The sequence below is a fragment of the Sphingobacterium deserti genome (assembly GCF_000757725.1).
Classification (GTDB): domain Bacteria; phylum Bacteroidota; class Bacteroidia; order Sphingobacteriales; family Sphingobacteriaceae; genus Sphingobacterium; species Sphingobacterium deserti.
The window spans coordinates 1-26,348 of sequence record NZ_JJMU01000067.1 but is presented as its reverse complement, the minus strand read 5'-3'; the positions used below and the strand labels follow the sequence as shown (position 1 = coordinate 26,348).

Genomic DNA, 26,348 nt, shown 5'->3' with positions numbered 1-26,348 from the left:
ATTGCCTATCACAGGCACAACGCAACATCCAGAACAGTTTCTATGCATTCAAATATTGATCACCTGCTGGATCTCCATGAGATATACCATGAAGCAGATATAAACGATTTTATCCGGGGCAGGGAGATCCTTGCCAAATATCCGGATGCCAAGCGGATCGAAGTACGATCGCACAATGATATTCCCGAGCTGTTCGGTTTCTCGGGATCTGCCGGGGACTGGCTCTGGAACAAGAAAAATGTATTGATATTGGGATCAAAAAAAGCGCTGCAGGCACGTCCCAATAGCAGAAGTTCGCACTGGATCGCCCCATCGCAATCAAATGGCTGCGCCATGTCCTGTTCGTACTGTTATGTGCCCCGTCGCAAGGGTTATGCAAACCCGATCACCATCTTTGTCAACATCGAAAAGATCATGGGTTATTTGGAGCGCCATGCTGGAAGACAGGGAACCAAGCCCACTTCCGATGAGATCGACCCCAAATATTGGGTCTACGAGATCGGTGAAAACGGGGACTGCTCCATTGATGCGACAATATGCAATAACGTTAAGGATCTTATAAAACTGTACACCCGTATACCCAACGGCAAACTGACCTTTGCCACCAAGTTTGTGAACCGGGATCTGCTTGGCTACGACCCACAGGAAAAAACGCGTATCCGCTTTAGTTTGATGCCCCATAAGATCTCAAAGCTTGTGGACGTGCGGACTTCTCCGATAAGCGAGCGGATAGCAGCAATGAACGATTTTGCCGCGGCAGGCTACGAAGTAAACGTGTCATTTGCTCCGGTTATCTACTATGATAACTGGCTGGAAGACTGGCGGGACTTGCTCATGGAGCTAAACGATTCCATAAACGAAAAAACAAAACAGCAACTTTCTACCGAGATCATTTTTTTGACACATAACCAGGGCCTGCATGATGTCAACATGCTATGGCACCCAAAGGCCGAAGAAGCACTGTGGCGTCCAGAGATCCAGCAGGTTAAATATAGCCAGACCGGTCAGCGAAATGTGAGGTACAAGAACAACATCAAAAGGGAGATCGTGGGTCAACTGGTAGATCTTTGCCGGGAATTAATACCCTACTGCCAGATCAGATACGCATTTTAGTATATTTTAATACCTTTTTTAACTCTCAAACGATATAATTAAGAAACTATACCAAAAGCATGGTGTTTACTTTTAAAAAGATACATCTATTATTATGGCAGAAAATAAACTTACAGCGACCCAGGCCTTTAATACTTCGGCAGACAAGGTTTTTGCAGCATGGACGGATTTTGAACAGCTTAGGCAGTGGTGGAAACCATTGGGCAAAACAATGACCAAGATGGACCAGTCGGAAGGATCACGTGATGTGGCCTATCATTTCTCGGATCGGGAGAACAGCAATGATGATATGGTGGTCAAAAGTGAGTACGAGAAGTTTGAGCAGGGTAAACACCTGCTGTACTCATGGAACTGGTACCTGAACGATGCGCCGGTTAAAGATGGCCTGTACAAACTGGATGTCGAGTTTAGGGACACGGATGGTGGATCTGAAATCTCGGTCACCCAAAGTAACGAGTCCAGTGAAGAAGGCGTTCATCCGCACTCGCAAGGGTGGGACGATGCCCTAAAGGAGCTCAAGGACTTTGTGGAAAAAGACTAGATAATCTGAATAGTTCATAATGACGCATAGCCCATTGCAGGTAGCAGGAATAGGTCTACAGGCAATGGGTTTCGTTTTTTTGACCACTATAACAATCTACCGATGACACTTAAAACCGTAGACCTGGATAGCACCGATTGTAAGCCGATATTATTTGGCGTGGCCTGGTCTACGCCCCTTGTGTTATAAGTTTGACAGCCTGATAATATACAGTTGTTGAATATTCGGAGTTAGCAAAACGTGATTTCAAATATTAAGGGATAGTCCCGGACAGCGAATTTATAGGATACCTTAGGAATTAAGGCAATCTGAACGCGTTACAGCATGATATATCATTGATCATGGCACAAGCGGTTTTTATCCTATTCAATTAACCAACTTACTCTGTTGAATGACAGCAATTATAAAAATTTTTGATTCAGGTTTTACCTTAAAACAAAAAAGCCACAAAATTACTTTTGAGGCAACAGATTATGTGATCATATATTAATCGTGTCCTTCGGTTTTTACAATTTTATTGTAAATACCTAAAAGTAAAAAAGGTGCGGCCCACTGGCCAACGAACAATGCATTTTTATCTTTTCCCAAACACTTTAATGTAAGTGAAACGCCCATTGCCGCAACCGCTGCTCCCAGGAATACCACAGATGGTATTTTTGAAGTTTGTTCTTCGATAGCTTTTGTAGCAGTTCCTTCGTTTGGTGTATTTAGTGCCATAACATTCTGTTTTTAGTGATTATAGTATAATAACAAACTAATCCGTAATTTGTTCTTTATCATAGGGATCCGTACTGTTCCAGATAATACTCACAAAACGTAGATATTATGGAAGATTCGCTATAAAAATATTTTATAAAAATTGGTGCATATACCTAGTTATGATTCCGTAATTTGTTGGTAAACGATATGAAAATGGATGTTGACTTAGATAGGTTTCTGAAAGCACAGAATCTGGTATACTTACAGGCACTTCAAGAGATCCAAAATGGGCAAAAGCGGTCGCATTGGATGTGGTACATATTTCCGCAAATCATCGGTTTGGGAAGTAGCGATACGGCCAGACATTATGCAATCAAGGATCGCATGGAAGCAAAGTTTTTTTTGAAGCACCCCGTGTTGGGTACTAATCTGCGAATGATAACCAGGGCATTTTTGGATCTACAAAAATGTTCAGCAGAAGACGTACTTGACCCTGTTGATTCTTTAAAGCTCCGATCTTGTATGACATTATTCGAAGCTGTAAGTGATAACGAAACACTTTTTACAGCAGTTATTGAAAAGTACTTCGAAGGTAAACGCGATTCCAAAACAATAGCGATTCTACAGGCCTTCGACTCTAAATAGAAAAAATGGTCAGATTGCATCATTAAGGAATCAAATAATACAAATTGAAAACGATGATGTATTAGTGTATTGGTGTATGTACACTATAGTGTGTTAATAGTAATCAATTATACTAACAAGCTGACCCTAACCAACAGATATGGTCTAGTTACTATCAAAGTAATCTCAAAACGAGTCAATCTGGTGATCTTTTTACTTACAGAAGGTTTGTAAATGACTCTTAAAATGCAGTTTAACATCATTACCTTTGCATACTATATCCGTGTGTATGAATGTAAGTTTCAATGGTTTGTTGCATGTAATATCTGAGATGCCCAATGCTGTAGCAGTATATGACAGTGAAGACCTCAATATTGCCATAGCAAACAAAAATATGCTGAAGATCTGGAGCCGAACGGATAACCTCGACGGACAAAGATTGGGCGATATATTCCCTGAATATATTGAGCAGGGATTTGAGGGTTTGCTTCGGAATGTTTGGAAAACAGGTGAAGCTTTCTCGGGAGAGGAGGTACTGGCAAACATCTTGATAGATGGCATCCTTAGCCCGCGTTATTTTGACTTTGAGTATAAACCGCTGAAAGATCAGAACGGGGTTACCTATGCCCTATTGCATACTGCGACTGACGTTACTGATCGTAAACTCGCCCGTGAGCAGGTTGCCGAAAGGCAGGCCAGTGAAGAAAATATCAGGGAAGAATTGCAGGCAATGAACGAAGAACTCGCCACTCTTAATGAAGAATACATGACGACCAATGAACAATTGGAAGAATACAACCATGCCATAAATGAAATCAATACCAAACTTACCCAGACCAACAAAAATTTAGGTACGGCCAATAAAGAATACAAGACTTCAAATGATAGATTAAATATAGCTAATGATCACTTGATCCATAATGTAGGCGAGCTTAAATCTATCAATGATGCGATACAGGACCTAAATAACAGATTGGCTGACAGTGAGCAAGGGTTTCAAAACCTGATTGCCCAGGCGCCCGTAGCCATACTGCTGACCAAAGGAGAAGATTTTATTATTGAAAAAATCAATTCCACTATGCTGAATATTCTGGGACGGGACCAGAGCATTATTGGAAAGCCTCTGTTCGAACAAATACCAGAACTTAACGGGCAGCTTGCAGGAGATTTGCTAAAAGAAACCTTCGAGTATGGCGAATCGCGTGAGGAAATATCCAGTCCTGTCAAACTATTGCGTGGTGGCCAGCTTCGCGAAGGCTTTTTTAATTTCAATTTCACGCCATTTATCGAAGATGGAAAAGTAACCGGCGTAATCGATGTTGCCGTGGAAGTAACCGCTCAGGTGTTGGCCATTCGTGACCGGGAAGAGACTATTCGTCAGAAAGCTGAGCTGGAAGAAACACTTAGGAATAGCGAAAAAAGACTACAGGGAATACTGGAAACAATGGCCGAAGGTGTAGGAATTGTTGACCATACCGGACAGCTGGTGTATGCCAACCCTATGGCTCAACAGATTCTGGGATTAACCCTGAGCGATATTGAAGATCGAACATACAATGATCCGCGATGGCAGAACCTGCGTCTGGATGGCTCTCCTCTTCCACACCAGGAACATCCCATGACCATCATGATGACCACTGGAAACCGCGTATTTGATATGGAAATTGGTGTTCAGCCGCCCCATGGAGATCGCCAGTATATCTCGATCAACGCTGCACCGATTTTTGATGAGGGTGGAAAATTAACGGGCGGTATCGGCACCTTTATGGATGTAACCTCAAGGCGAATGATATTACAGGGAAAAGATGATTTTATAAGCATTGCCAGCCACGAGCTAAAAAATCCCGTTACCTCATTAAAAGCATCTTTGCAGTTATTGGAAAGGGCGCACGATAGGCTGCCTGAGGAATCCAGAAGTAAGCTGATATCCCAGGCGCTAAGCAGCTTGGGCAATCTTTCCCGTTTAATCCACGATCTACTGGATACCAGCCGGCTGGAGCAGGGGCAGATGAAGATGGACAGATCAATAGTTTTGATAAATGATCTCTTCACCGAATGTTGTGCCCATATAGCAAGCGATTCTGAACAGCATATAACCTTGAGTGGTGAAAAGATGCTAAGCGTATATGCCGATAGCCAGCAGATAGGGCAGGTATTGGTAAACTTCATATCCAATGCTATAAAGTATGCGCCGGATTCTAAGGAAATCGTGGTAGATGTCACCCAGATTAGTTCTGAAGAAACTAAAATCTCCGTCAAGGACTCTGGGCCCGGCATACCGAAAGAAAAGCTCAGCCATCTTTTTGAGCGATATTACCGCACTAATTACGAAGGGAAAAAGTTTACAGGACTTGGTCTTGGACTCTATATAAGTGCGGAAATTATCAAAAATCATGGCGGTAGGATCGGGGTGGAAAGCGAGCTTGGCAAAGGGAGTGAGTTTTGGTTTACGTTACCTACACAGGCTTCGCATCAACAAAATATCAGTTAATATCTATCTGCAAATTCCTGAAAACTAAACCGCTAATTAGTTGTTCTTATATGGTTGGAGGTTTATGAGAATGATATATATAGTAGAGGATGATGAGGGGATAAGGGAAGTATTGGAGATACTACTTGATAGTGAAGACTATAGTTTCAAATCATTCGCCGATGTAGAGAAGTTTAAAAACAGGGATCTTTTGGTTGTTCCTGATCTCTATATTTTCGACGTAAGACTGCCCGATGGTTCAGGGATCGATCTTTGTAATGAAATTAGGCATGATGGAAATCCAGATGTTCCCATAATGATGATGAGTGCACATGCAAATCCAACTTCTATTCAAGCGCAATGTTCGCCCGATTCATTTATCAGCAAACCATTTGATATCGACAATTTTCTCTCCAAAATAAGGACAATATTGGCCTAAATGGAATCATCCACACAGTTATAGATGAAATAGTTGCCCAAAGAGTTGAGTTAATAATAAGGTACTCGTCATCAAATACCACACCCTAAACTTTCATACCAAATAATCATTTACATACCAAATCCTAATGAAATGTTATAGCTTCACACTTGCTGAAAAGACCGGTACCGGTTTGTACACTAAGTGGAATTTTCAGCCATTCTCGCACTTGGTCAGTTCGGTATCAAACCAGATCTCTTAATGAAAAAGAAATACTATAGACCTAATTTTACAGTAGAAAATGTTCCATCAGAAGGTTCAGTTGGCGTAACTTCCGAACGTCATATGCAACGGACATTTGAAAAAAGCTTCCCGTTTGGAAAAGTAATTTCACTAAGAAAGCACTTTATTAAACTACTATCGAAGATTACCGGGCCAAAATCTTAACCCTGGCAATTTCATAATAGGCCTTCATAAAATAAACCATTTAATTTTACGGAGTTATCCATATCCGTCGTACCAGTGCATCATACTGACCATCACTTAAATATGTTATATCCCCATTTTTCCAATATACTGCTCTGCTTCGCTTATCAGCTACTGAAACATATCCTGCCACAAAGATGTCGTTTCCGGAAAGAGCAATAGCCATTCCAAAGCTGCTTGCATTTTCAGGACCAACTAGTGTCTGATTACCATTCTTCCAATAGGCTGCCTGTAGATTTTTTTGGGCATTACTGATCCAACCGGCTATGTAGATATCTGTGCCGTTCACCTTAATGTCTTCACCTCTTGTATCATCCGGTGAATCCGTTAACAGCTTTGCAGATCCAACTAAATCTCTGTAATATACTCTTGAATCACCAAACGAGTTGTAGGCACCACACCACATCATGTATACCTGATTGCCGGAACTAGTTATCGACTGGTTTCCTGATCCAACCTCGTTATTGGATAGATATGATAATTCGCCATTTTTCCAATATACATGTTTACTAGATAGATCAGATAAGATTCGGCTTTCTCCAATAACATACACATCTGTTCCTACAACGGCAATATCATATGCATTCGCATTTGTAATAGTTGGATCACTTAATGATATCGGTTCACCATTTTTCCATAACGTTGCTATCCAATTATCATTATTAGGCAATTTACGCTGTCCTACCACATACACATCGGAATTAACAACTGCCACACCGTTGGCCATAGCGTCTTCATTGCCATCTGTTAGCCAATTTGGTAAATTATTTTTCCAAAGCATAGCGGTGTACTTTCCCCTCGAACTCATTTCATACCCTACGATGTAGACATCATTGCCTGATATATACAGGCTATTCGCGTCCGAGGAAACTTGGGATTTGCCAAGACGATATACGTTACCGGCATGCCAATATGTTGCCACATAATCCTCCCTTCCTACGATATGTAATCTGCTATCGATATCGAAGTCATGGTTATTATCTGAATCCTTCTTGCAGGACAAGCAAAGCAAAAGTACGCTGCAAAATAATAGATAGGGGGTATGATATTTCATACAAACAGTTTCGCAGACACTAGCAATTTTAAAACCAAATTATTGATGCTATCAGGATATTTTTGATGTATAGAATGTCTCACAAAACGAACAATATGTTATGTCTGTAAGAGTTAAGGTGATTGGCTAATAGCAAATATATTTAATAACAGACTCATTAATTACTGCTGGCTGGGGAGTAAAAACGGATGGATTATATTTGGTTAGATCCTATTTTACACGTTTTTTTATAGTAATTTTATATTACTCTCTCCCAGAGAGTCAAATTTCATAAGCAAGATCCTGCCATTCATGGCAGGATCAATTTTTATTTTTATTATGTATTGCTAAGTCTTGGAACAGCATGTATTATATCCAAATACAACAACAAAACGAACGGATACCGTTATTTTTATATAAAATAAACGTCACAAGATGCCAATTTCGTACGCTTTTAAGTAAGTATCCAATTGTTAACTCTCAACAATCCAAAAAAAATTGAACCTATATTTTCTTAATCTCTTTAGCAGGATTACCTGCAAAAACAACATTACTTGGGACATCTTTCGTAACTACACTGCCTGCTGCGATTATCGATCCGTCTCCAATAGTAATACCTGCTAATATAGTCGAATGCCCGCCAATCCATACATTATTTCCGATACAAATGGATTTAGCATGTCCAGTTTTATGTCTATCAAAAGGATTTATATTGTGACCGGCGGTATATATGCCAACATCTGGACCTATTAGACAATTATCCCCGATATGGACGGGAGCGATATCAAGTATAGTACAGTTAAATCCAGCATAAAAATTGGATCCTAAGTGAATATTTTTTCCCAAATCGCAATGGAAATTGTGCTCGACGTGGGCATTCTCACCTACAGTACCTAATAACTCGGTAAGAAGTAACTTCTTTTTGTCTTCATCTCTATACTTAGCTGAATTAAATTGATGCAAGATCTCTCCCGCACGCGCAAATGCGTCTGATAATTTAGCATCACCGCGCACGTATTCTACAGTTATAACTTCTTTAATCATCTTATGTCCAATATATTTATCAAAAGTACTACGAAAAACGTGATTTCAAACTTAGAACAATTTAAAACCCCACACAAAGCTAATGACATTACTTTGTCTCAAAAAACGAAGGTATTCACCGCTACATCAATCTTTTGAATAACTTATGAAATTATGAGGCGTTTAGCGAATTATTCGATCTAAGTGCCTATCACTTTTTTGCGATGGTTTATTCCCCAATCTTTCATTGCGTAAATAATAGGTGTTAACGTATCGGCATATGGCTCGTGAGTGTAAATAATCTTTACTGGATACTCACTTAGTACAGTTCTTTTAATAAGTTGATGTTTTTCCAGCTCCTTCAGCTCTTTAGCTAGAACTTTTGGAGTGATACCAGGGATACTTTCTTGGATGTCCACAAACCTATCATTGCCTACCCCAATAGATACTATTATTGGAAATTTCCACTTCCCACTCATCACATCCAAAAAATCACGCACAGGTATGATGGTTTTTATGCAATCGTTATATCCTCTCTTTAATGGCATAAATTGTCTTTTAAAAATAATAAATCACTTTCCTTTTGGAAAGCACTATACAAAGTAAAGCATTTTGTTTCTAGATTCGCATCTTAACTTGATAAAACATCTGTTTTTATGCAAACACTAAAAGAAATAAAGCCAAATACTGATGCGTTTAAATAAGTACTTCGTTTGAGAAAATCCTGCCGTGGTTTTTTAGATACACCAGTGCCAGATCCGATCATTACTTCCGTATTAGAAGATGCACAATTGGCGCCCTCTAATTGCAACACCCAACCGTGGGAAACACATATTGTTTCCGGAGATAAATTGAAAGAACTGGCCGAGGCACTATTAAGAGAAAACGAAGCGGAGCGGTTGTCACCGGACTTTACTTTCGATACGAATGAATACCATGGCCGCTACAAGGAGCGTTACTTTAACCTGGGTAAAACAATGTATGAAGCATTTGATGTTAAACGTGACGACAAAGAAGGACGAAAAGAAGTTTCGGATCAAAATTATAATTTTTTTAATGCGCCGCATATCGCTATACCATTCATGCCGTCTTTTGGCGACAATGTTCGGGTAGGCGGAGATATAGGAATGTATGGGCAAACGTTTCTCTTATCTCTTACAGCCCATGGTCTTACTGGTATCCCGCAGACAGCATTGGGTTTTTTTGCCGGTACTATAAGGGAAATATTGAACGTGCCAGACGAACTTAAAATGTTATTTGGAATATCGTTTGGTTATGCCGACCCGAATGCACCGGGCAATTCGTTTAAAATGGAACGGGATCCAATCTCCCATAATGTCACTTTTCACCAATAAAAATCACTAATAGAATTATGAAAAATATGAAAATAGGAATTATCGGAACGGGTGCGATAGGAAGTATCCTAGCTGAAAAATTTGCTCAGGCAGGACATGATGTAAAAGTGACCAACACCAGAGAAATGTCTGAACTGGAAAAAATAGCAGCCAGTTTGGGCGCAACAGCAGCAACCATACAGGAGGTAGTCAAAGACGTAGATGCCATCATATTCTCTATGCCCTTCAATGCCTATAAAGATCTGCCAAAGAACTTATTAAAAGAAGTTCCTCAGGACGTGGTAGTGATGGATACTTCAAACTATTATCCGTTCAGGGACGGTGAGATTACAGAGCTGGAGCAGCTATCTGAAAGCGAATATATTTCGAAAATACTTGATCGCCCGATTGTAAAGGTGTTCAATAATATGCTGGAAGGCACCTTGAAACACAAAGGCAAACCAGCTGGCTCATTAGCTAGAGTTGCAATTTCTATAGCCGGAGATAACCCCGAACATAAGAGAGTAGTTGCTCAACTGGTTGATGTCACAGGTTTTGATACCGTTGATGGCGGAAGTCTTTCCGAATCCTGGAGACAGCAGCCCGGTACGCCAGCCTACTGTACGGAATTGAATGAAGCCGAACTGAAACAGGCACTTGCTAACGCCGAAAAAGGAAAAGCCCCTGCAATCCGGGATTTTATAATGGACAACTTAAGAAAATTAGATTCCTGGCCTTCGTACGAAGAGATTTTAGCAGGTAACCGTTTACATGAGATGGGGATAAGAGAATAGATAATATTTAAAAGGAGATAATAATGAAAGTATTATATACGGCAGAGGCTACTGCTACAGGAGGTAGAAATGGCCAGGTAAAAAGTGATAACGGAGTTTTAGACCTACAGGTAAGAGCACCTAAAGCCATGGGCGGTGCCAGCGATGATTACACAAATCCAGAGCAACTATTTGCAGGGGGGTATGCTGCCTGTTTTGATAGCGCACTGAACCACACTATTCGTTTGGAAAAAGTAAATACTGGTGAAACGTCCGTTACTGCAAAGGTATCAATAGGACCTTTAGAAGGCGGTGCATTTGGCCTGGAAGTAGAACTGGCAGTAAATATTCCAGATGTATCCATTGAAGAAGCCAGGCGGCTCACCGAACGCGCACATCAGGTATGTCCCTACTCCAATGCTACCAGAAATAATATTGAGGTAAGACTTGTTACGACAAACAATTAAAAAGATGGAAACTCAAGGTATTGGTTATTCCATTCTAGAATTGGCACTTGTACCACAGGGCCGTAACATCAAACAGACGCTGAATGATTCCCTAGCATTGGCCAAAGAAGCGCAAGCGATGGGCTATAAAAGGATCTGGTTTGCCGAACATCACAATTCGGAGCATATAGGCAGTAATTCGCCGTCACTATTGATCGGATATGTGGCTGAAAACACCGAAACCATCAAGGTAGGCTCGGGTGGCATCATGCTACCCAATCATTCTCCATTGGTTATTGCTGAACAGTTTGGTACGCTGGCACATTTGTATCCTGGACGCATCGATCTGGGTCTGGGGAGGGCACCTGGCACAGACATGGCAACTGCCCAGGCTATCCGGTCAGATTTCATTCAGGCTGCTCATTCCTTCCCTAAAGAAATTGAGAAAATTCAAAATTACTTTTCTCCTGGCAATAGTGGTTCAAAGGTGAGGGCAGCTATCGCGGAAGGAACTGATGTACCCCTGTATATATTGGGATCTAGCACCGACAGTGCACACTTAGCAGCCCAAAAAGGCTTGCCTTATGCATTTGCAAGCCACTTTGCCTCTACGCATTTACTTGACGCCCTGCAAATTTACCGCGAAGAATTCCAACCATCTGCAGCTTTAGAAAGCCCTTACACGATAGCGGGGATCAATGTATTTGTTGCAGATACAGATGAGCAAGCCGAACGTTTATTTACCACATTGATTAGGATGTTCTTTGGGGTACTTACCGGAACCACAACTGCACTGCATCCTCCAACTGCCATGACAGAGGAATTGAGAGCTATGCTGCAACACCCGGCAGTATATCAAATGCTGAAATATTCCTTCGTAGGTAGCAAGTCAACTGTAAAAGAACACTTGCAGGCATTTCTGAACGAGACTAAAGTTGACGAACTGATTGTTGTAAGCCCTGCACACAGCCAGAAAGACCGGATAAAGTCGATTAAACTTTTTTCGGAGATTATGGACGATATCAATTCGGAAGCTTCCCGTGCTGACCAAAAAAATGCAAAATGAGTGAAAGGAAAAAATTAAAGCTAGCTGCAAATATTGATGGCCTCGGCTGGAACTTTGTGGGGTGGCAGCATCCGGATATGCCCACGGACGCCAGTGAAAATATAGATTATTATGTGCAGCAGGCGCAACTCGCCGAGGCTGCAAAGTTCGATACGCTTTTCCTGGTCGATGTTAGCCATGTGGGGCCGGGCAATATCCCGCATTACCTCAGCATGTTCGAAGGGTCGACCATCATGTCGGCCCTTAGCATGAAAACGGAGAAGATTGGTTTGTCAGCCACCATTGCTACTTCCTATACGGATCCTTACAACGTGGCCAGACAGGTTCTGTCTCTCGATAAGATTAGTAGAGGGCGGGCCTCGGTGAACGCAGTGACATCCAATCCCGGCGGCATGGTCAATTTCAGTCGCGGTCATTTAACCAAGGCTGATCAATACCCGATGAACAAGGAATTCATGGAGATCCTGATTGGGCTCTGGGATACTTATGAGGATGATGCGTTCATCCGCGACAAGGAACGTGGTATCTACCTGAATCCTGGTAAAATGCATACGCTCAATTACCGGGGAAAATATTTTTCGGTCGATGGACCTTTAAACCTGAGCCGTTCGGCGCAGGGCAGGCCGGTACTTTATACCGCTGGCAGTTCGGCCACCTTTATGGGTCATGCGTCAAGCTATACCGACGGAGCATTTATACATGGTCAGACAATGGAAGCCACCAGGCAAGTAGCAAATGGCATCAGGGCACAGCTAACCGTAAAAGGACGTCGCCCGGAGGACTTTATTGTGATCACCAGCCAAAATCCAATCGTAGGCCATACCGATGAAGAAGCTGTGGCTAAATACAAGCAATTGCTAGCATTTAATCCCAGGAACAGCATACCTGTACCGCTCTTCTTTGGTTCGGCAGAGCGGGTCGCCGCCCAGGTGCAGTTATGGTATGAATCCGGTGCGATGGATATGCTGATGGTCAGGCAGGACCACCCCCATGGATTGGGGGATTTTATCGAACTGGTGGTTCCGATCCTACAGGAGCGCGGTGTTTTTAAGGTTGATTATGAAGGCGATACCTTAAGAGAACATCTGGAGATTCCGAAGCCAGCATTTAGAAAAATCGGATAAGGATCATTGGACATTAACATTTAAAACAAAAACAACCTCAAATGGAAAATAAGCAAAATCACACAGTACTGATCTTAGGTGCCAGTGGAACAATCGGGAGACAACTGGTTAAAGACCTAGAAGATAAACCTGTTAATATTCGGATCACATCTCGTAAGCAGAACGAGGTAGAGCGAATTTTAGCCGAAGGAAAAGACTGCAAGTTTCTTGACCTTGATGATCCGAAAACGTTTGCTTTTGCTCTTGCCGGTGTTGATAGCGTATTTCTTTTAACGGGATACACGGTTGGCATGCTCACGCAGAGTAAAACATTAGTGGATGCAGCGAAAAAAGCAGGTGTTAGTCATATTGTACATGTGGGCGTCTTCGCTGAATGGGATACAACTGATGCTCACTTTGCTTGGCATCAAATGATCGAAAAATACATTGAGGCAAGCGGTATGGCATGGACACACCTCCATCCCAATATGTTTATGGAAGCCCTTACGGGTGCTTACCTACCAAAAAACTTTACCTATACCACTTACTGGGAAGATCGCAGGGTTGGTTATATTGCGGCTAGTGATATTGCTGCCGTTGCCGCAAAAGTTCTTGTGGATGGCCCGAGGCTGCACGCCAACAAGGATTATTGGTTGAGTGTCGAAAGCCATAATGGAAAAGAAATTGCACAGCTGATGAGCGACGTGACCGGACTTGAAATCAAGTGCGAAGAAAAAGGACTTGAAGAGTTTAAAGAACTGATTGAAACATGGATAGCTAACGGTGCTGACCATTGGTACGCAAGCGCAAACATCGAATTTGTTAGACAAATGCTTGATGGAAGAATGTCGTATATGTCCATGGTTCAAAATGATATTCCGTATATCTTGGGGAGACCTGCGAAAACAGTTAAAGATTATTTACTCGAAAATAAAGACTTGCTGATAGCCTCGGCGAATCAAAAATAGTGGTTCTACTTTTGCTCATAGATCAAGCATTTCGGCTGTGAGCAAAATTTTTGAAAGTATTGGAGATGAACCAGCACGAGATAGATGTTTCTGTGCTTTAACTGATTTTTGTTTTTGCTAGTGTGTATTAAATGCTTCCTAAACAAGATCATGTCCGAAAGTCGTTGCCTGAAGTATTCAATCAAAAATTATCGACAACAAAAATTATCCAAAAGATCCATCATCCATTGTAGAAAAAATCCCCTACATGTTATTGTCTCAGAAAACGAATGTAATTACCTATCACAAGGCAAGTTTCTTTAATTTCTTATATCTTATGTTTGCAATATTAAAAGCTAATTAAAAATTGTGTGATATGAAGATTACAGCCCCAAATGATTGTGACAATTCCCCTAAAAGAAGGATTGTAAAAGATCTATTGATCGACCTATACAACGGGAATTACGACAACTTACTGAAGAACATTAATGAAAGTTTTGTATATCATGGAGTTGCAACATTTGAACAGACAATAAGTTAAGGGAATTTAATAACTTAACAGCCTTATGTCAAGATTAAGAAAAACGTACCCCGAAGAGTTCAAGCTGATGAGCGTTGAACTGAGTAATACCAGAAATGATTTAACAGCTCTGGCCAAAGAATTTGATATCCAGCCATCGTTGCTTTATCGATGGCGTAAAGAATATTTAAGTAAGGCCGGTAGTAGCTTTCCTGGAAACGGGAAAGTAATATTGACAGAAGCCGAGCAGGAAGTAGCGAGGCTAAAGAAAGAACTGCGCGAAACGCAAATGGAGCGCGACATCTTAAAAAAGGCAGTAAGCATCTTCTCCAAGAACGAGGGCAAATATTCGGGTTCATAGCGGATCACTGCAGGATATTTTCCATCGAGAAGATGTGCGCCGTATTTAAAGTAAGTAGAGGCGGATTTTACACTTGGTTGAAGCGTACACCATCACGTCGTAGTACGGAGAACCAAATGCTTGAGCAGGAAATACGGAAAGCTTTTCAGGAGAGTAAAGGTAGATATGGAAGCCCCAGAATTACAAAGGCTTTGAACCAAAAGAGGATTAAAGTCTCTAGACCCCAAGTAGCCAGAATAATGAAAAGGATCCATTTACGAAGTATAGTGAAGAAGAAATTCAAGGTGACTACCGATTCTAATCACAAATTTACTGTACCGGAAAATAAGCTGGATCGTAATTTCAAAACAGGGATCTTAGGAGCTGTCTGGGTATCCGATATCACTTATATTAGAACAAAACAAGGATGGTTATATCTGACAACGGTTATAGATTTGGGTGATAGGAAAGTAATCGGCTGGGCTTTAAGTGCAACAATGAAGGCCATTGACACCGTAATTCCAGCATTCAGCATGGCGCAAAAAAACAGACCGATAACACAAGAACTGATATTCCACTCAGATCAAGGGATTCAGTATGCTTGCAATGAATTCCGGAGTTTATTAGAACGAAACCCGCTAATTATAAGAAGCATGAGCAGAAAGGGAAATCGCTGGGACAATGCAGTCGCTGAAAGCTCCTTTAAGACGCTCAAAGCTGAATGTATATACCGGAACAAGTTCGTAGATAAACATCAGGCAGCGATTGTGGTATTTGAATACATAGAGCTCTGGTATAACAGAAAAAGAATGCACTCTGCATTAGGATTTATGTCCCCCGAAGAGTTTGGAAGAAAACTTAATGAACAAAATATTGCAGCTTAACTAAATGTCCATTTTTTTGTTGCAATTCCAGATTTACTATGGTATTGCTTTTTTGACATCATAACACTGTAAAGGTTTTACCGAAGCGTACATATGAATTTAATCTAGTATGACACGGTAACGACTTGATTTAGCGCCGGATTGATTTCACATGTGTAACGGCCAAGATTGGATTACGGTAATGTTTCTTATATTTCGTTTGTTAGTCAACTAAACACTTCATTATGTGCTGGGATATTTCACTCCATACCGATATCGAACTGGCTAAAACCATCTTTAAAACTTTGCGTGATGAGCGCTACGACTTTGATTACAACTATGTCTATTTCGGAAACGTACAAGCAATCACTTTTCTAAAGTATCCCATTATTTATAAAGATAAGGAAGGAACGGGCTTAGGTCTTACGGAAATGGAATGGGGTGTACTACCAACATATCTGAAAGATCCCAAGGAGCAGGCTGATCGCAGGCGTAATATGGTCAATGTCCGAAGCGAACGTATTTTAGAGGATCATAAGTCATATTGGTACCGCGTGCGTAACCAACGTTGTTTGATTCCGGTATCCGGAACCTTTGAGCATCGTAAGATTAATGGCTGGAAGAAAAAGGTACCTTATTATATCGGTGAGGCTGGTCGTGAATTGTTTTTTATTCCCGGTTTGTACCAGTGGCATGAGACGGTGGATGAACATGGAGAAATTCGCAAAGTGGGAAGTTTCGGTATGCTGACGCGATCAGCAAACGATGTTATGGCAACAATTCATAATGATGGACCCAAAAAGCATCGTATGCCTTTATTTCTTCCGGAAGATTTAGAGAAGCAATGGCTAAATGATATTTCTGAAGAGGAAATGCTGCCCATCTTTAATTTTGAGATGCCCAGCAGTGCGCTTGAGGCCTATCCCGTATATACCCTGCGCGGCTATCCCGAGCGACCCGACGGTAAACATCGTTACGAACCTTTCGGATGGGAAGGACTACCTTCTTTGGGGCAGGATTCTCCTCAGCAGTCGTTATTTTAAATTAAAAAAGCCTTTTAATCAAAGCGGTATGTTTGTAACGCTGACTAGGAAGGTTTTGATTGTGCTAAGAGACCGAGGATATAATACGCTTACATCTGTATCTCCCTTAACCGAGGACGATCCGGTTTGGTATCCTCAGAATATTGACATTACAGAATTGATGGATTTAGATAGCGAGTTTATGAGCAGGCTTTCGATTCCGCTTCATGAGCCTCATTTTCTGTTAATTGATGATGCTATCACAGATATTTATGAGGATTATTTAATTGGTACAGTATTTTTGCAGGGATGTATCTAACCAACGAACACTAGGTAAATGGATGCGGTCTAAGCTATTTCGATCCTAAACGAGCTGGCAAAATAGAAAGCGAATGAAAGATCAAGAAAGTTAGTTCGTGTTCTTTGCTAACTATGATAACTCAAGGACATTTTCGATCAAATAACTAGGGATTAGCTAAGAGGATAATAATAAAATTTTGTTTACTAATACTTTTAGGATATTTCGTAATTTCGAAGACGAGAACTATGGAAGAGACAGTCGGAACATCGAACAGCTATCCCTACAAAGGGCAATCTTTACGCGTATCATATAAGGGACAGGATTATAGTTTTCAGGTATTGCAGAGGGGCCTTCGCAAAGAAGATATGGAAATCAAGATTTTACTTGATGGACAGGTTCAATTGCTTGTTCTACGTGAGGGAAGATGGTACTTTAGTGGATCAAATCATGATCAGCTGCTAGCTCAGGAAATTTATAGGGCTATTTCGCTGCGGTATCGGCTCTAAGAGGCAACGTCATTGCAAAATGTCTTTCTGTAGTAATCTACGATGATTGAATCAGGTATTTGATTCGAGAAGTATATAGTGATCGAGTATGGGATATTTGCGATATGTTATTTTTTTCCAGTCAGACAATGGGAAAGGCGTAATATACACAGCAAATGACACCAAACCTATCCCGAGTTGTCTGCCACGGTTCGTCAGCTAGATGATTCGCAATATAAATCGGCCGCCTGACAAACATTAATTCTCAGCACAAAAATAAGTACATTGGTGCTCATTACAAATTCTTTGTGTTAAATCTTTGTGAAAGGTTCTGGCTAATTGTTCCGATAGCGAATCGATTAGATGAATTGATACCGATCTTAACCTTATGTAGCGAAGTAGTTGATCATTCCATGTACAATTTTTTTATCAAGTAATTGTCGCCTCTTACCTGAAAGTACCTTTAGGCTTTTCTCGAGGTCACTAACGCTAAATGTAAATTTACAAGAATGCTTCAACGCTGTGCAAATTTCGAGTCCATTACGACCTTTATTAAAGTAGCCAGCTTTTATCCAAGTTTGTAACGAAGAGATCAATAATTCATTGTTACGCCGGAAACTTCCGGATTTAAGTTTTTCTTTTTTCCATGTGATCCGTATACGATTAGTTGCATCATCTATGGAATGTACAAACGTTGTTTCCTTCTTGCTTTCAATCCTATTGGTGTCAAAGAGCTGTATTTCACCAGAAGGTGTGTCGTTCGGTATAAGATCGCTGTACGTACAATTTAGTAAAAAGGGAAGAATGTCTAATTGCGCCTCTGTAAAGCGTCTCTTGTCACTAGGATCCATAATAAAGCTGAAGACATAATTGTTTGGTTTTCCCAAAAGGAATGATAGCTCTTCATCTGTTAATATTGCAGGTTGCAATAGCTTCACAACTTGGCTAATAATTACGTAGTCCATCCTAGACATAATGACGTCGGGCTTTTGCACTTTTTTTCGCTGTCTGTATTTGGATACTGTAATCAATTCGCTTAAGGTATAGATGTCGACGAAACAAAAATAGATAAATCTTATTGAACTGTGAGAGGACGCTCATATTTTTATCTGTATTCCGGCCAAGCTAGTAAAAATCGGAAAAGTGTGGCGTTGGATTTATAATATCTCTTGATACGAGTCCAGCTTAAACGTGTGAAATAGCTGATGATTCGTGAGTAATAAAGGTTAATGTGTTGGTAATCTATGTTTTGTGTTGTTTTTCTATTTTTTATTTCGTATATTTAGGAATAAACTAAAGCTAACACTATGAAATTCTTCTTACGCTTATGTTTGACAAGCATTCTTTCTACAATATTTACTTTTGCTGCGCTTGCCAATAAACAGGGATATCCTTTTTTACTAATGGCTCTTAGCGTTTGGGTTATTTTTATTTGGGTAACCGTCAAAGGATACGATCGGCGTCGTCGGGAGCGGTTACAAGGAGATGCCTACCAAAGATATCAAAATATGCAAATGCAAGATTACTGGATTTGGAAGCAGCAGCAAGATAGAAAAATGAAAAAATAGGGTATTACGGCATAACTGTAATCTTAGTCTTGATATTACAATCAGTTTTTGAATTGGACGAAGCTCAATCAATTTATATCCTTATTTTTCGATTCTATTCAAGACTAATCGCACGACTTTTTTCTCCTCATCATTCACCACATTCAAATGTTTTAATAAGGCTTTCTCGTCCAACAGGATATTTGAATGAGCACTTTCTTTTATTCCCATCAGTATTTGCTCTACAAAGTTCTCATCAACCATAGATTTCACGTATTTTTCAACTTTTTCATGTGAGCTGCTCTTAGGCCAGTCATTTGGCGGGAGGATATCCGAAATCGAACAATTGAAAATCTCAGCTAATAGTGGGTAATCGGCAGAATTATATTTATTGGATTGCGAAGAACTTTCGATATTGTTTACATAATTGCTACTTCTGCCAAGTTCTAAAGAGATTTGATACGCTGATTTTCCATTAATTAATCTAATTAAACGAACTTTATTCAAAATGAACAATGATAACCGATCAATTTTTTCCATGTGACATTTTACGTCACATTTATTGGATAAATAATAAATTATAACCCTTAAAAATTTGTAAAAATCGAATTAATGATGTATTTTTGAGTTGTATTAAATGCATAATTGATTGTGTTTAATGTAATTTAGTGGCTATTGACACTGAATCTTGCTACAGAGAACCTAGGAAATTTTCAACGGCCGAGATTCATGAGTTGAGAGCCCAATTTCTATATTTGCTAGACCAAATTTAGAGTTGGGTTCTTCTCTTGTTCTCGCTGTACGGCTTCCTAGGGCCTTCTGTAAGAGAATAAAGTAGGATCCAACTCTAGATTATATCTTTATCTCCTAGATTCATTGCTCGAATATATTCTAACCAAAATTTTTGCAATGAAAAGCTTAAAGAAACGATTACTTAAAAACATCATTACCGCGCCAGAGTAACCTTTGATGCTTACTACACGGCACGCTAGTTTCGATAAATTTTTAAGCCCAGTGTGTTGCCGTTTTTTTTCCTGAATTTTTTTTGTCAAGATAGTCGCAAATAAGTCGACCCAGCTAATAATTGCTGTCAATTTGCGACCATCCCTAAATTATTTAAATGCTACAAACACGCAAAAGGGACTGCTATGTCCAAAATTTCGAAAATAAAAGAACATCTTTTAAACGTTATTTACCCAAGAAAATCAGTTTTAAATTATCTGTCATATTCCTGGTATTAAATTTTTTGTTGTTTAGGATGCCTCTAGCACAAGCTCAGGATCAACATTCATTAGTTGGTTCTGAGCCGCTAGATGTAAAGGCTCTTAGGATTGGTGATTCCATTCCTGAAGAACTGTGGAATCTTCCCTTAAATGTTTTAAATCATGAAGATGGTAAAGAGGTCATCAAGCTGGATGATTACCGTGATCGATCATTGATATTACTGGATTTCTGGAATACCGTGTGCGTGCCATGTCTTAAACTAATTCCAAAAATTGAAGGGATTGCTCATGAGGTTGGTTCTGATTTTCAGCCAATCCCTATAACAAGCCAAAAAAGAGAAAAAATTGAGACCTTTTTAGAGGGAAAGGATTTAGATTTTCTCACCGTCGTAGAGGGTACTATTTTAACCAAGTACTTTCCAATGTTTAGCGTACCGCATGAAATATGGATAAAGGACGGAAAGGTATTTGCCATCACTGGAGGGAATGCCATCACTATGAATACTGTAGCGGGCGTTATGTCTGGTTCAATTAAAAAATTGCCTGAGAAGCTGTACAACACATCTTACGACAATACTATCCCGTTGCTTGTTGATGGGAATGGCGGGAACTTACCTGATTTACTTTACCACTCTACATTAACTGGTTATCTTCCCGGTGTTGTAGCAAACATTCAGGGTGAGTTAGAGGGCGATAGATATTTTATTAGACATGTCAATCTATCCCCAGCAGACCTTTTTAAAAACGTCGCTCGCCGATTCAATTACGAATTGGTACTTAATAGTCGTACGGTGTTCGCGGATGAAAATGTAAAAAAGCTGATTAACCTAAATCCCGACGACTCAATGGATCAATCTCATCTGTATTCCTACGAATTGGTGGTTCCAGGATATATGAAGGAAGATATCAACGCTATGGCAATGGAAGAGCTAAATCGCTTCTTTTCCAAGCGGTACGCATTTTCTGCTTCAATAGTTAGGCGGGGTGTTCCCTGTTGGATTATCACTGTCGCTGACAGTTCGAAAATCCCATTCTCTAGTGAAGAGGCTAATGTTCGTGAGCAGAATGATATCCTACGCTACAGCAATCAAATGCTACAACCATTTGTTGAAGCAATGAATTTCAACTTTCATACCGGAACTTCCTACATTATCGATAACACCGGAATAGGTGAAGGAATGAACCTACGCCTTTTTCTTGGCGATCATGGTTTTGCAAAAACCAAGACCTATTTGGAAAGCGTAGGTTTCTCCTTATCTCTTGAGACTAGAGAAATTGAAGTACTAGAATTCCGGCCAAATATTAAACCAGTAACCAATTAAACTCATGAACAAAGCATATTACCTATTTTTTATTTTTCTTTTTATAATACCCTGTTTGTCCTTTGCTCAAAGTGAAGACGTTCGTATGCGTATCGTGGATACCTTAGGTAAACCGATAGACAATGCCAACATTCTGTATTTGTCAACAAAAGCCACCTACAAAAGTGATGTTAACGGTTATTTTACCGTTTCTGCCTCGATTTTTCGGAAAGGTGAAGAAATGCGAGTATCGAAAATCGGTTACAAGACTAAAATGTTTAACCTTGGTAATCGAAGTAAAGTGAATGTAGTTCTTGAACAACTATCTTCGTCAATTGATGCTGTGGAAGTAACAACCGGTTACCAGCAATTTAGTAAACGAAATGCAACAGGGTCGATTGATTTAATCGATAAAAATATCCTTGATAGGAGGGTTAGCCCAGATATCGTAAGCCGACTAGAAAATATGAGCAATGCTGTTCTATTTGATCGTCGAACAGAAGGTCAGACAGAATTGTCCGTACGGGGGAGGAGCACTATAAATTCCGACGCGAACCCTTTAATTATTTTGGACAACTTCCCATTTGAAGGTGATCTGTCAAACATTAATCCTAATGATATTGAAAGTGTGTCCATATTAAAAGATGCTTCGGCATCGGCGATTTGGGGAGCTCGAGCAGGCAATGGTGTAATTGTTATCAATACTCGAAAGGGGCGATATGGTGAAAAGATTGCTGTAGAATTTAACGCGAATAGTACGATAGGTGAGAAGTCAAATCTATTCTTGTATAGAAATTATCTCGACAGCAAAAATTACATTGATGTTGAAAGATTTCTTTTTGATCAAGGCTTTTATGAGAATCGGGAACAAGATCCAACATACCCTCTGCTATCACCCGCAGTAGAACTACTGATTGCTCAACGTGATGGAGTAATAACTGAAGGGTTTTTGAATGAACAACTTGCTGTGTTAAACAATAATGATCTGCGAACCGAACTTTCTAGACATGTCTATCAGCCGGTGGTAAATCAACAATACTCGGTCAATTTACGTGGTGGTGGCGAGAACTATAATTTCAATGCTTCAGTGGGACAAGATTTTGGACGAGCTCAGATTAGAGGCACCGGATCGGGTAGAACCACCCTGAATTTGAACTCCATGTTTAAATTGACTCCCAAATTGGAACTTAGCAATACGACTTCTTTTATAGCTTCATCACAGCGTTTTGACAACGAGATTGTTCGGTCTCTTTTTGGAGGGGCAAGGACGACATATCCTTACGCAAAACTCGCAGATGAAAATGGATCGGCACTTCCAGTCTGGCGCGATTACCGTCGGTCATTTGTTATAGGTGCAGAACAAACAGGTTTACAGAATTGGGAATTCTATCCGCTTGATGATCTAGGAAATATGTCTAACCGAAATTCCGAACAAGACATTCGAATTAATACAGCTTTGAAATATAGTATTTTTCCTTACCTGAACATCGAAGGTAGATATCAATATGATTCACAACTTCTATCAACAGATTTATTGTATGGGAATCAACTATATTCTACAAGGGATCTGATTAATCGCTATGCGCAACTCAGTGGAAACTCATACAGTTTTCCAATTCCGCTTGGCGATATTTTAGATGAGACAGGCAAAAAAGGAATCGCGCATTCCTTCCGACTTCAGCTAAGCGGCAATCATCAATGGGGAAAACATACAATAGATGGTGTTGCTGGAATGGAGGTTCGTGAAAACCAATTAAAATCTGTAACCGGACGTACCTATGGATACGACGATGACCAACTTACCTTTTCAAGAGTTGACTATGAAAATTTCTTTGTCGTTAGCCCAGCTGGATACTCAGATCGGATACCCACTACCGATTTTAGATCGGCATTGACAGACAGATTTCTGTCTTACTACGGTAACTTCAATTATCTATATAATAACAAATACCTAGCATCATTTAGTCTTAGAAAAGATGCCTCAAATTTATTTGGGGTCGAAAGTAATCAGCGAGGTGTTCCATTGTGGTCTGCGGGGATGGGGTGGTTAATTGATAAGGAAGAAGATTGGTTAAATAACGATATCTTTTCGCAGTTAAAGCTTAGAGCCAGCTATGGCTATAGCGGTAATGTCAATAAAAGTTTGACTGCTTTCGCTACAGGAATATACACGACTTCCTCACTTACTGGACTAAGGCATATTCAATTGCAGACTCCGCCGAATCCAAATCTTCGTTGGGAAAAAGTAGGAACATTGAACTTGGGACTTGATTTTGGTTTATGGAATAACTTAGTAGCCGGTAGCGTAGATTATTATGTAAAGGATGCAACCGATTTAATAGGTCAATTACCTCTTAATCCAACCATTGGTTTTTCTGTGGGAGGTCGAAGCGCTTTTATTGGAAACGGTTCTTCACTTACCACAAAAGGTGTTGATGTCAATCTTGCCTTTCAAAAGTCATGGAATGACCTTTCGGTCAATCTGCGAACCTTGTATAGCTACAATCTCGATGAAGTGACCTCCTATGAATTTACCGATCATATAAGTTCGTTCTTGGGACCTTATACGCCCCCTTTAGAAGGAATGCCCCGTTCCGCGGTTTACAGCTTACCCTCAGCAGGCTTGGATCCAGTAACAGGTGATCCCAGACTGCTGATCAACAATGAAATCTTTACAGATTATGATAATCTATGGAACGTCGTAACGGTGGATGATTTGATCTACCATGGACCTGCTCTTCCGAAGCATTTTGGATCGCTAATTCCAACAATTGTTTACAAAGGCTGGTCAGTCGGGTTTTCCGTGAACTACAAACTTGGTCACTATTTTAAATTAAGCAGCATTTCCTATCAGGAACTTTTTGAAAATGGTCTGGGCAACGTGGATTTTAATCGGCGATGGAGAGAGCCAGGGGACGAGGTTTCTACCATAGTTCCATCAATGCCGCAAGTGGGCGTAAGTATGATGCGCGATGTCGCTTATCAGGTGTCTGATGATCTTGTGCTAAAGGGGGATCATATCAGGCTGCGTGACATCACATTGGGATATAACATAAGGCCCAAAATGTTGGAAGTGAAATCGCTCAAGATATATGCTTATGTGGACAATGTGGCTTTATTGTGGACAGCAAATAAGCAAAATGTTGATCCCGACTATTACAGTTATCCCATACCTCCAGTCCGAACTTGGTCGCTAGGAGCTAAACTCAACTTCTAAAATTTAAATTATGAAAATTATTTTTTTTATAAATATTGCTATGCTCATCGTCTGCATGAGCTGTTCGAACGACTTCCTAGAATTAAAACCCGATAAAAAGCTTATCATTCCCAGTAAATTGGAAGATTATCAGGCTTTGCTCGATGAGGCTGATCTAATGAATAGGATGACTGCTTGGATTGAGGAAGCACAAGCAGATGACTACTATATTTCGACGGCAGGTTGGCAGGCTATTTCGTGGAGCTCTGTCGATCAGAACGCTTACATATGGGCTACTGATATTTACGGAGGAACAATTAGCACAATCGAATGGAATCGACCTTATTCGGTAATTTATAGAGCTAATGTGGTACTCGATGGGATGGAGCAAGTAGATCGCCAAACGAATCCCGCACAATACGATGACATTGTAGCGCAAGCGTTATTTTTTAGAGCTTGGCATACTTTTAGACAAGCGTTGGTATTTGCTCCTGCCTATGAGTTTAATAAAGATAATCAGTTAGTTTTAGGTATTCCACTTCGGCTGCATGCCAGTTTGAATGAGGTGACGGTAAGAGCAAGCTTAGAGGAAACCTTTCAGCAAGTACTTTCTGATTTACAGCGTGCCGAGGGATTATTCCGTTCTGTAGAAAGCGAGTTTAAAACACGTCCATCACAAATAAGTTGCTGGGCACTACTGTCTCGTGTATATCTGTACATGCAAAATTATGAAAAGGCAGAGCATTATGCAGCGCTAGCATTGGACAACTTTTCCAATGATTTAATCGATCTTAGCACTTGGAATCTTTCTCCAAGTTTTCCTTTCACTAGATTTAATCAGGAAGTACTTTTTCATTGCGCGGCAGGTACACCAACGGCTATGAACGCTTCAAGGCTTACAGTGGATAGCATACTATACGCCTCATATGCACAAGAAGATTACCGAAGGCAGGCGTTCTTTAGGCAGGTAAGTGGACGACCGGGATTTAGAGGTAGTTATGATGGTTCTGCCATTTTCTTTAATGGATTAACTATTGCAGAGTGCTACCTGACTGTCGCGGAATGTCTCGTGAGGAAGGGTGATGCGCAGAGCGGTCTATCGCTGCTGTCTACACTATTGCAACATCGAATCGCAAACTTCACTCCATTACGAATTAATGAATCTGAAGATCCTTTAAAAGTTGTGCTTGAGGAGCGAAGAAAGGAAATGCTGTTTAAGGGTGTCCGCTGGCTGGATCTTAAGCGCCTAAACTTAGATCCGAGAACAGCAGTGACGATTTATCGAGAAATTGGAGGACAGCGCTATTCGCTGAATCCTAATTCTAAAAACTACACTTTACCATTGCCACCGGAAGTTATTAAAATGTCAGGGGTAGAACAGAACCAACGGGATTGATATTTGGAACCTAAATCTAATGCAAAAGAAGGTGTCTAAAAAGGCACCTTCTTCTGTTTTTACAGTTTTTTTAGCTTC

Annotated in this window: 25 protein-coding genes; 19 read left to right on the top strand and 6 right to left on the bottom strand. The window is 40.4% G+C overall.

The features are described from left to right. Nucleotides 1–42: 42 nt before the first annotated feature. Together DI53_RS18340 and DI53_RS18335 are read left to right on the top strand one after the other, a co-directional pair. Entirely contained in the window at nt 43–1,113 is a 1,071-nt protein-coding gene (locus tag DI53_RS18340) for a spore photoproduct lyase family protein (RefSeq protein WP_037503374.1), read from the top strand. A 94-nt stretch (nt 1,114–1,207) separates the two neighbouring features. Continuing rightward, nucleotides 1,208–1,654 carry an SRPBCC family protein gene (locus DI53_RS18335; RefSeq protein ID WP_037503371.1) on the top strand — a complete coding sequence of 149 codons (447 nt, stop codon included), beginning with the start codon at nt 1,208–1,210 and terminating at the stop codon, nt 1,652–1,654. A gap of 486 nt (nt 1,655–2,140) precedes the next feature. Here DI53_RS18335 and DI53_RS18330 read toward each other — a convergent pair whose 3' ends face one another. Then, entirely contained in the window at nt 2,141–2,371 is a 231-nt protein-coding gene (locus tag DI53_RS18330) for a hypothetical protein (protein WP_037503368.1), read from the bottom strand. Nucleotides 2,372–2,566: 195 nt separating this feature from the next. Here DI53_RS18330 and DI53_RS18325 point away from each other — a divergent pair, with 195 nt between their 5' ends. From DI53_RS18325 to DI53_RS18315, 3 genes are all read left to right on the top strand, one after another. Beyond that, nucleotides 2,567–2,998, top strand: a complete 432-nt coding sequence (locus tag DI53_RS18325) for a DUF1810 domain-containing protein (RefSeq protein ID WP_241462477.1) — start codon at nt 2,567–2,569, stop codon at nt 2,996–2,998. Between the two features lie 268 nt (nt 2,999–3,266). Continuing rightward, nucleotides 3,267–5,468, top strand: a complete 2,202-nt coding sequence (locus DI53_RS18320; RefSeq protein WP_037503362.1) for an ATP-binding protein — start codon at nt 3,267–3,269, stop codon at nt 5,466–5,468. Between the two features lie 64 nt (nt 5,469–5,532). Next, nucleotides 5,533–5,886, top strand: a complete 354-nt coding sequence (locus DI53_RS18315; protein WP_081939507.1) for a response regulator — start codon at nt 5,533–5,535, stop codon at nt 5,884–5,886. A 472-nt stretch (nt 5,887–6,358) separates the two neighbouring features. Here DI53_RS18315 and DI53_RS18305 read toward each other — a convergent pair whose 3' ends face one another. The 3 genes from DI53_RS18305 to DI53_RS18295 all read right to left on the bottom strand — a co-directional run bounded on the left by DI53_RS18305 (nt 6,359) and on the right by DI53_RS18295 (nt 8,955). Further along, a complete protein-coding gene (locus DI53_RS18305; protein ID WP_131555384.1) occupies nt 6,359–7,405 on the bottom strand; it encodes a hypothetical protein in 1,047 nt (348 codons plus the stop codon). Between the two features lie 483 nt (nt 7,406–7,888). Continuing rightward, nucleotides 7,889–8,428, bottom strand: a complete 540-nt coding sequence (locus tag DI53_RS18300) for a sugar O-acetyltransferase (protein WP_052072567.1) — start codon at nt 8,426–8,428, stop codon at nt 7,889–7,891. Between the two features lie 179 nt (nt 8,429–8,607). Next, nucleotides 8,608–8,955, bottom strand: a complete 348-nt coding sequence (locus DI53_RS18295) for a winged helix-turn-helix transcriptional regulator (protein ID WP_037503354.1) — start codon at nt 8,953–8,955, stop codon at nt 8,608–8,610. A 165-nt stretch (nt 8,956–9,120) separates the two neighbouring features. Between DI53_RS18295 and DI53_RS18290 the strand changes: the two genes are divergently transcribed. The 10 genes from DI53_RS18290 (at nt 9,121) to DI53_RS18240 (ending at nt 17,628) form a co-directional block, all read left to right on the top strand. Then, complete coding sequence (locus tag DI53_RS18290; protein WP_117624915.1) at nt 9,121–9,762, top strand: nitroreductase; 642 nt, start codon at nt 9,121–9,123, stop codon at nt 9,760–9,762. A gap of 17 nt (nt 9,763–9,779) precedes the next feature. After that, nucleotides 9,780–10,535: an NADPH-dependent F420 reductase gene (locus DI53_RS18285; RefSeq protein WP_071790528.1), complete on the top strand. Its 756-nt coding sequence runs from the start codon at nt 9,780–9,782 to the stop codon at nt 10,533–10,535. Nucleotides 10,536–10,558: 23 nt separating this feature from the next. Continuing rightward, complete coding sequence (locus DI53_RS18280; protein ID WP_037503352.1) at nt 10,559–10,981, top strand: organic hydroperoxide resistance protein; 423 nt, start codon at nt 10,559–10,561, stop codon at nt 10,979–10,981. 4 nt (nt 10,982–10,985) lie between these two features. Next, on the top strand, nt 10,986–12,026 hold the full coding sequence (locus tag DI53_RS18275; protein WP_037503349.1) for an LLM class flavin-dependent oxidoreductase: 1,041 nt from the start codon (nt 10,986–10,988) through the stop codon (nt 12,024–12,026). Beyond that, nucleotides 12,023–13,150 (top strand): NtaA/DmoA family FMN-dependent monooxygenase, encoded by a 1,128-nt coding sequence (locus DI53_RS18270; RefSeq protein WP_037503347.1) that lies wholly within the window; start codon nt 12,023–12,025, stop codon nt 13,148–13,150. The genes DI53_RS18275 and DI53_RS18270 overlap by 4 nt, the downstream gene beginning before the upstream one ends. Before the next feature lie 41 nt (nt 13,151–13,191). Beyond that, nucleotides 13,192–14,097: an NmrA family NAD(P)-binding protein gene (locus DI53_RS18265; protein ID WP_037503346.1), complete on the top strand. Its 906-nt coding sequence runs from the start codon at nt 13,192–13,194 to the stop codon at nt 14,095–14,097. Between the two features lie 545 nt (nt 14,098–14,642). Then, nucleotides 14,643–15,820 (top strand): IS3 family transposase gene (locus DI53_RS18255; protein ID WP_241462476.1). Its coding sequence is split into 2 segments (ribosomal slippage): nt 14,643–14,898 and nt 14,898–15,820, totalling 1,179 coding nucleotides; the frame shifts between segments, so codons are not numbered across the junction. 224 nt (nt 15,821–16,044) lie between these two features. Continuing rightward, nucleotides 16,045–16,842, top strand: coding sequence for an SOS response-associated peptidase (locus tag DI53_RS18250; RefSeq protein WP_037503341.1), 798 nt, complete (start codon nt 16,045–16,047; stop codon nt 16,840–16,842). Between the two features lie 28 nt (nt 16,843–16,870). Then, a complete protein-coding gene (locus DI53_RS18245) occupies nt 16,871–17,140 on the top strand; it encodes a hypothetical protein (RefSeq protein ID WP_037503339.1) in 270 nt (89 codons plus the stop codon). A gap of 227 nt (nt 17,141–17,367) precedes the next feature. Next, entirely contained in the window at nt 17,368–17,628 is a 261-nt protein-coding gene (locus DI53_RS18240) for a hypothetical protein (protein ID WP_037503337.1), read from the top strand. A 365-nt stretch (nt 17,629–17,993) separates the two neighbouring features. Here DI53_RS18240 and DI53_RS18235 read toward each other — a convergent pair whose 3' ends face one another. Continuing rightward, a complete protein-coding gene (locus tag DI53_RS18235; protein ID WP_157836802.1) occupies nt 17,994–18,572 on the bottom strand; it encodes a hypothetical protein in 579 nt (192 codons plus the stop codon). A 342-nt stretch (nt 18,573–18,914) separates the two neighbouring features. Between DI53_RS18235 and DI53_RS18230 the strand changes: the two genes are divergently transcribed. Next, on the top strand, nt 18,915–19,175 hold the full coding sequence (locus tag DI53_RS18230; RefSeq protein WP_037503332.1) for a hypothetical protein: 261 nt from the start codon (nt 18,915–18,917) through the stop codon (nt 19,173–19,175). A gap of 81 nt (nt 19,176–19,256) precedes the next feature. On the opposite strand, the gene DI53_RS18225 is transcribed toward DI53_RS18230, so the two are convergent. After that, on the bottom strand, nt 19,257–19,694 hold the full coding sequence (locus DI53_RS18225) for a hypothetical protein (protein WP_037503329.1): 438 nt from the start codon (nt 19,692–19,694) through the stop codon (nt 19,257–19,259). Nucleotides 19,695–20,274: 580 nt separating this feature from the next. On the opposite strand from DI53_RS18225, the gene DI53_RS18220 reads away from it, so the two are divergent. Genes DI53_RS18220 through DI53_RS18210 form a run of 3 tightly spaced genes read left to right on the top strand, consistent with a single transcriptional unit; the run spans nt 20,275 to nt 26,270 of the window. Next, nucleotides 20,275–21,699, top strand: coding sequence for a TlpA family protein disulfide reductase (locus DI53_RS18220; protein ID WP_037503326.1), 1,425 nt, complete (start codon nt 20,275–20,277; stop codon nt 21,697–21,699). A 4-nt stretch (nt 21,700–21,703) separates the two neighbouring features. Continuing rightward, nucleotides 21,704–24,895, top strand: a complete 3,192-nt coding sequence (locus DI53_RS18215) for a SusC/RagA family TonB-linked outer membrane protein (protein WP_081939506.1) — start codon at nt 21,704–21,706, stop codon at nt 24,893–24,895. A gap of 10 nt (nt 24,896–24,905) precedes the next feature. Then, entirely contained in the window at nt 24,906–26,270 is a 1,365-nt protein-coding gene (locus tag DI53_RS18210) for a RagB/SusD family nutrient uptake outer membrane protein (RefSeq protein ID WP_037503317.1), read from the top strand. The last annotated feature ends 78 nt before the right edge of the window (nt 26,271–26,348 follow it).

Bases quoted from the DNA above. Each gene is read 5' to 3' on its own strand.
- DI53_RS18325 (WP_241462477.1), top strand. From the start codon at position 2,567: ATGGATGTTGACTTAGATAGGTTTCTGAAAGCACAGAATCTGGTATAC.
- DI53_RS18280 (WP_037503352.1), top strand. From the start codon at position 10,559: ATGAAAGTATTATATACGGCAGAGGCTACTGCTACAGGAGGTAGAAAT.
- DI53_RS18315 (WP_081939507.1), top strand. From the start codon at position 5,533: ATGAGAATGATATATATAGTAGAGGATGATGAGGGGATAAGGGAAGTA.
- DI53_RS18240 (WP_037503337.1), top strand. From the start codon at position 17,368: ATGGAAGAGACAGTCGGAACATCGAACAGCTATCCCTACAAAGGGCAA.
- DI53_RS18215 (WP_081939506.1), top strand. From the start codon at position 21,704: ATGAACAAAGCATATTACCTATTTTTTATTTTTCTTTTTATAATACCC.
- DI53_RS18230 (WP_037503332.1), top strand. From the start codon at position 18,915: ATGAAATTCTTCTTACGCTTATGTTTGACAAGCATTCTTTCTACAATA.
- DI53_RS18330 (WP_037503368.1), bottom strand. From the start codon at position 2,371: ATGGCACTAAATACACCAAACGAAGGAACTGCTACAAAAGCTATCGAA.
- DI53_RS18340 (WP_037503374.1), top strand. From the start codon at position 43: ATGCATTCAAATATTGATCACCTGCTGGATCTCCATGAGATATACCAT.
- DI53_RS18300 (WP_052072567.1), bottom strand. From the start codon at position 8,428: ATGATTAAAGAAGTTATAACTGTAGAATACGTGCGCGGTGATGCTAAA.
- DI53_RS18265 (WP_037503346.1), top strand. From the start codon at position 13,192: ATGGAAAATAAGCAAAATCACACAGTACTGATCTTAGGTGCCAGTGGA.
- DI53_RS18305 (WP_131555384.1), bottom strand. From the start codon at position 7,405: ATGAAATATCATACCCCCTATCTATTATTTTGCAGCGTACTTTTGCTT.
- DI53_RS18235 (WP_157836802.1), bottom strand. From the start codon at position 18,572: ATGGACTACGTAATTATTAGCCAAGTTGTGAAGCTATTGCAACCTGCA.
- DI53_RS18225 (WP_037503329.1), bottom strand. From the start codon at position 19,694: ATGGAAAAAATTGATCGGTTATCATTGTTCATTTTGAATAAAGTTCGT.
- DI53_RS18270 (WP_037503347.1), top strand. From the start codon at position 12,023: ATGAGTGAAAGGAAAAAATTAAAGCTAGCTGCAAATATTGATGGCCTC.
- DI53_RS18335 (WP_037503371.1), top strand. From the start codon at position 1,208: ATGGCAGAAAATAAACTTACAGCGACCCAGGCCTTTAATACTTCGGCA.
- DI53_RS18210 (WP_037503317.1), top strand. From the start codon at position 24,906: ATGAAAATTATTTTTTTTATAAATATTGCTATGCTCATCGTCTGCATG.
- DI53_RS18245 (WP_037503339.1), top strand. From the start codon at position 16,871: ATGTTTGTAACGCTGACTAGGAAGGTTTTGATTGTGCTAAGAGACCGA.
- DI53_RS18220 (WP_037503326.1), top strand. From the start codon at position 20,275: ATGCTACAAACACGCAAAAGGGACTGCTATGTCCAAAATTTCGAAAAT.
- DI53_RS18295 (WP_037503354.1), bottom strand. From the start codon at position 8,955: ATGCCATTAAAGAGAGGATATAACGATTGCATAAAAACCATCATACCT.
- DI53_RS18285 (WP_071790528.1), top strand. From the start codon at position 9,780: ATGAAAAATATGAAAATAGGAATTATCGGAACGGGTGCGATAGGAAGT.
- DI53_RS18250 (WP_037503341.1), top strand. From the start codon at position 16,045: ATGTGCTGGGATATTTCACTCCATACCGATATCGAACTGGCTAAAACC.
- DI53_RS18320 (WP_037503362.1), top strand. From the start codon at position 3,267: ATGAATGTAAGTTTCAATGGTTTGTTGCATGTAATATCTGAGATGCCC.
- DI53_RS18275 (WP_037503349.1), top strand. From the start codon at position 10,986: ATGGAAACTCAAGGTATTGGTTATTCCATTCTAGAATTGGCACTTGTA.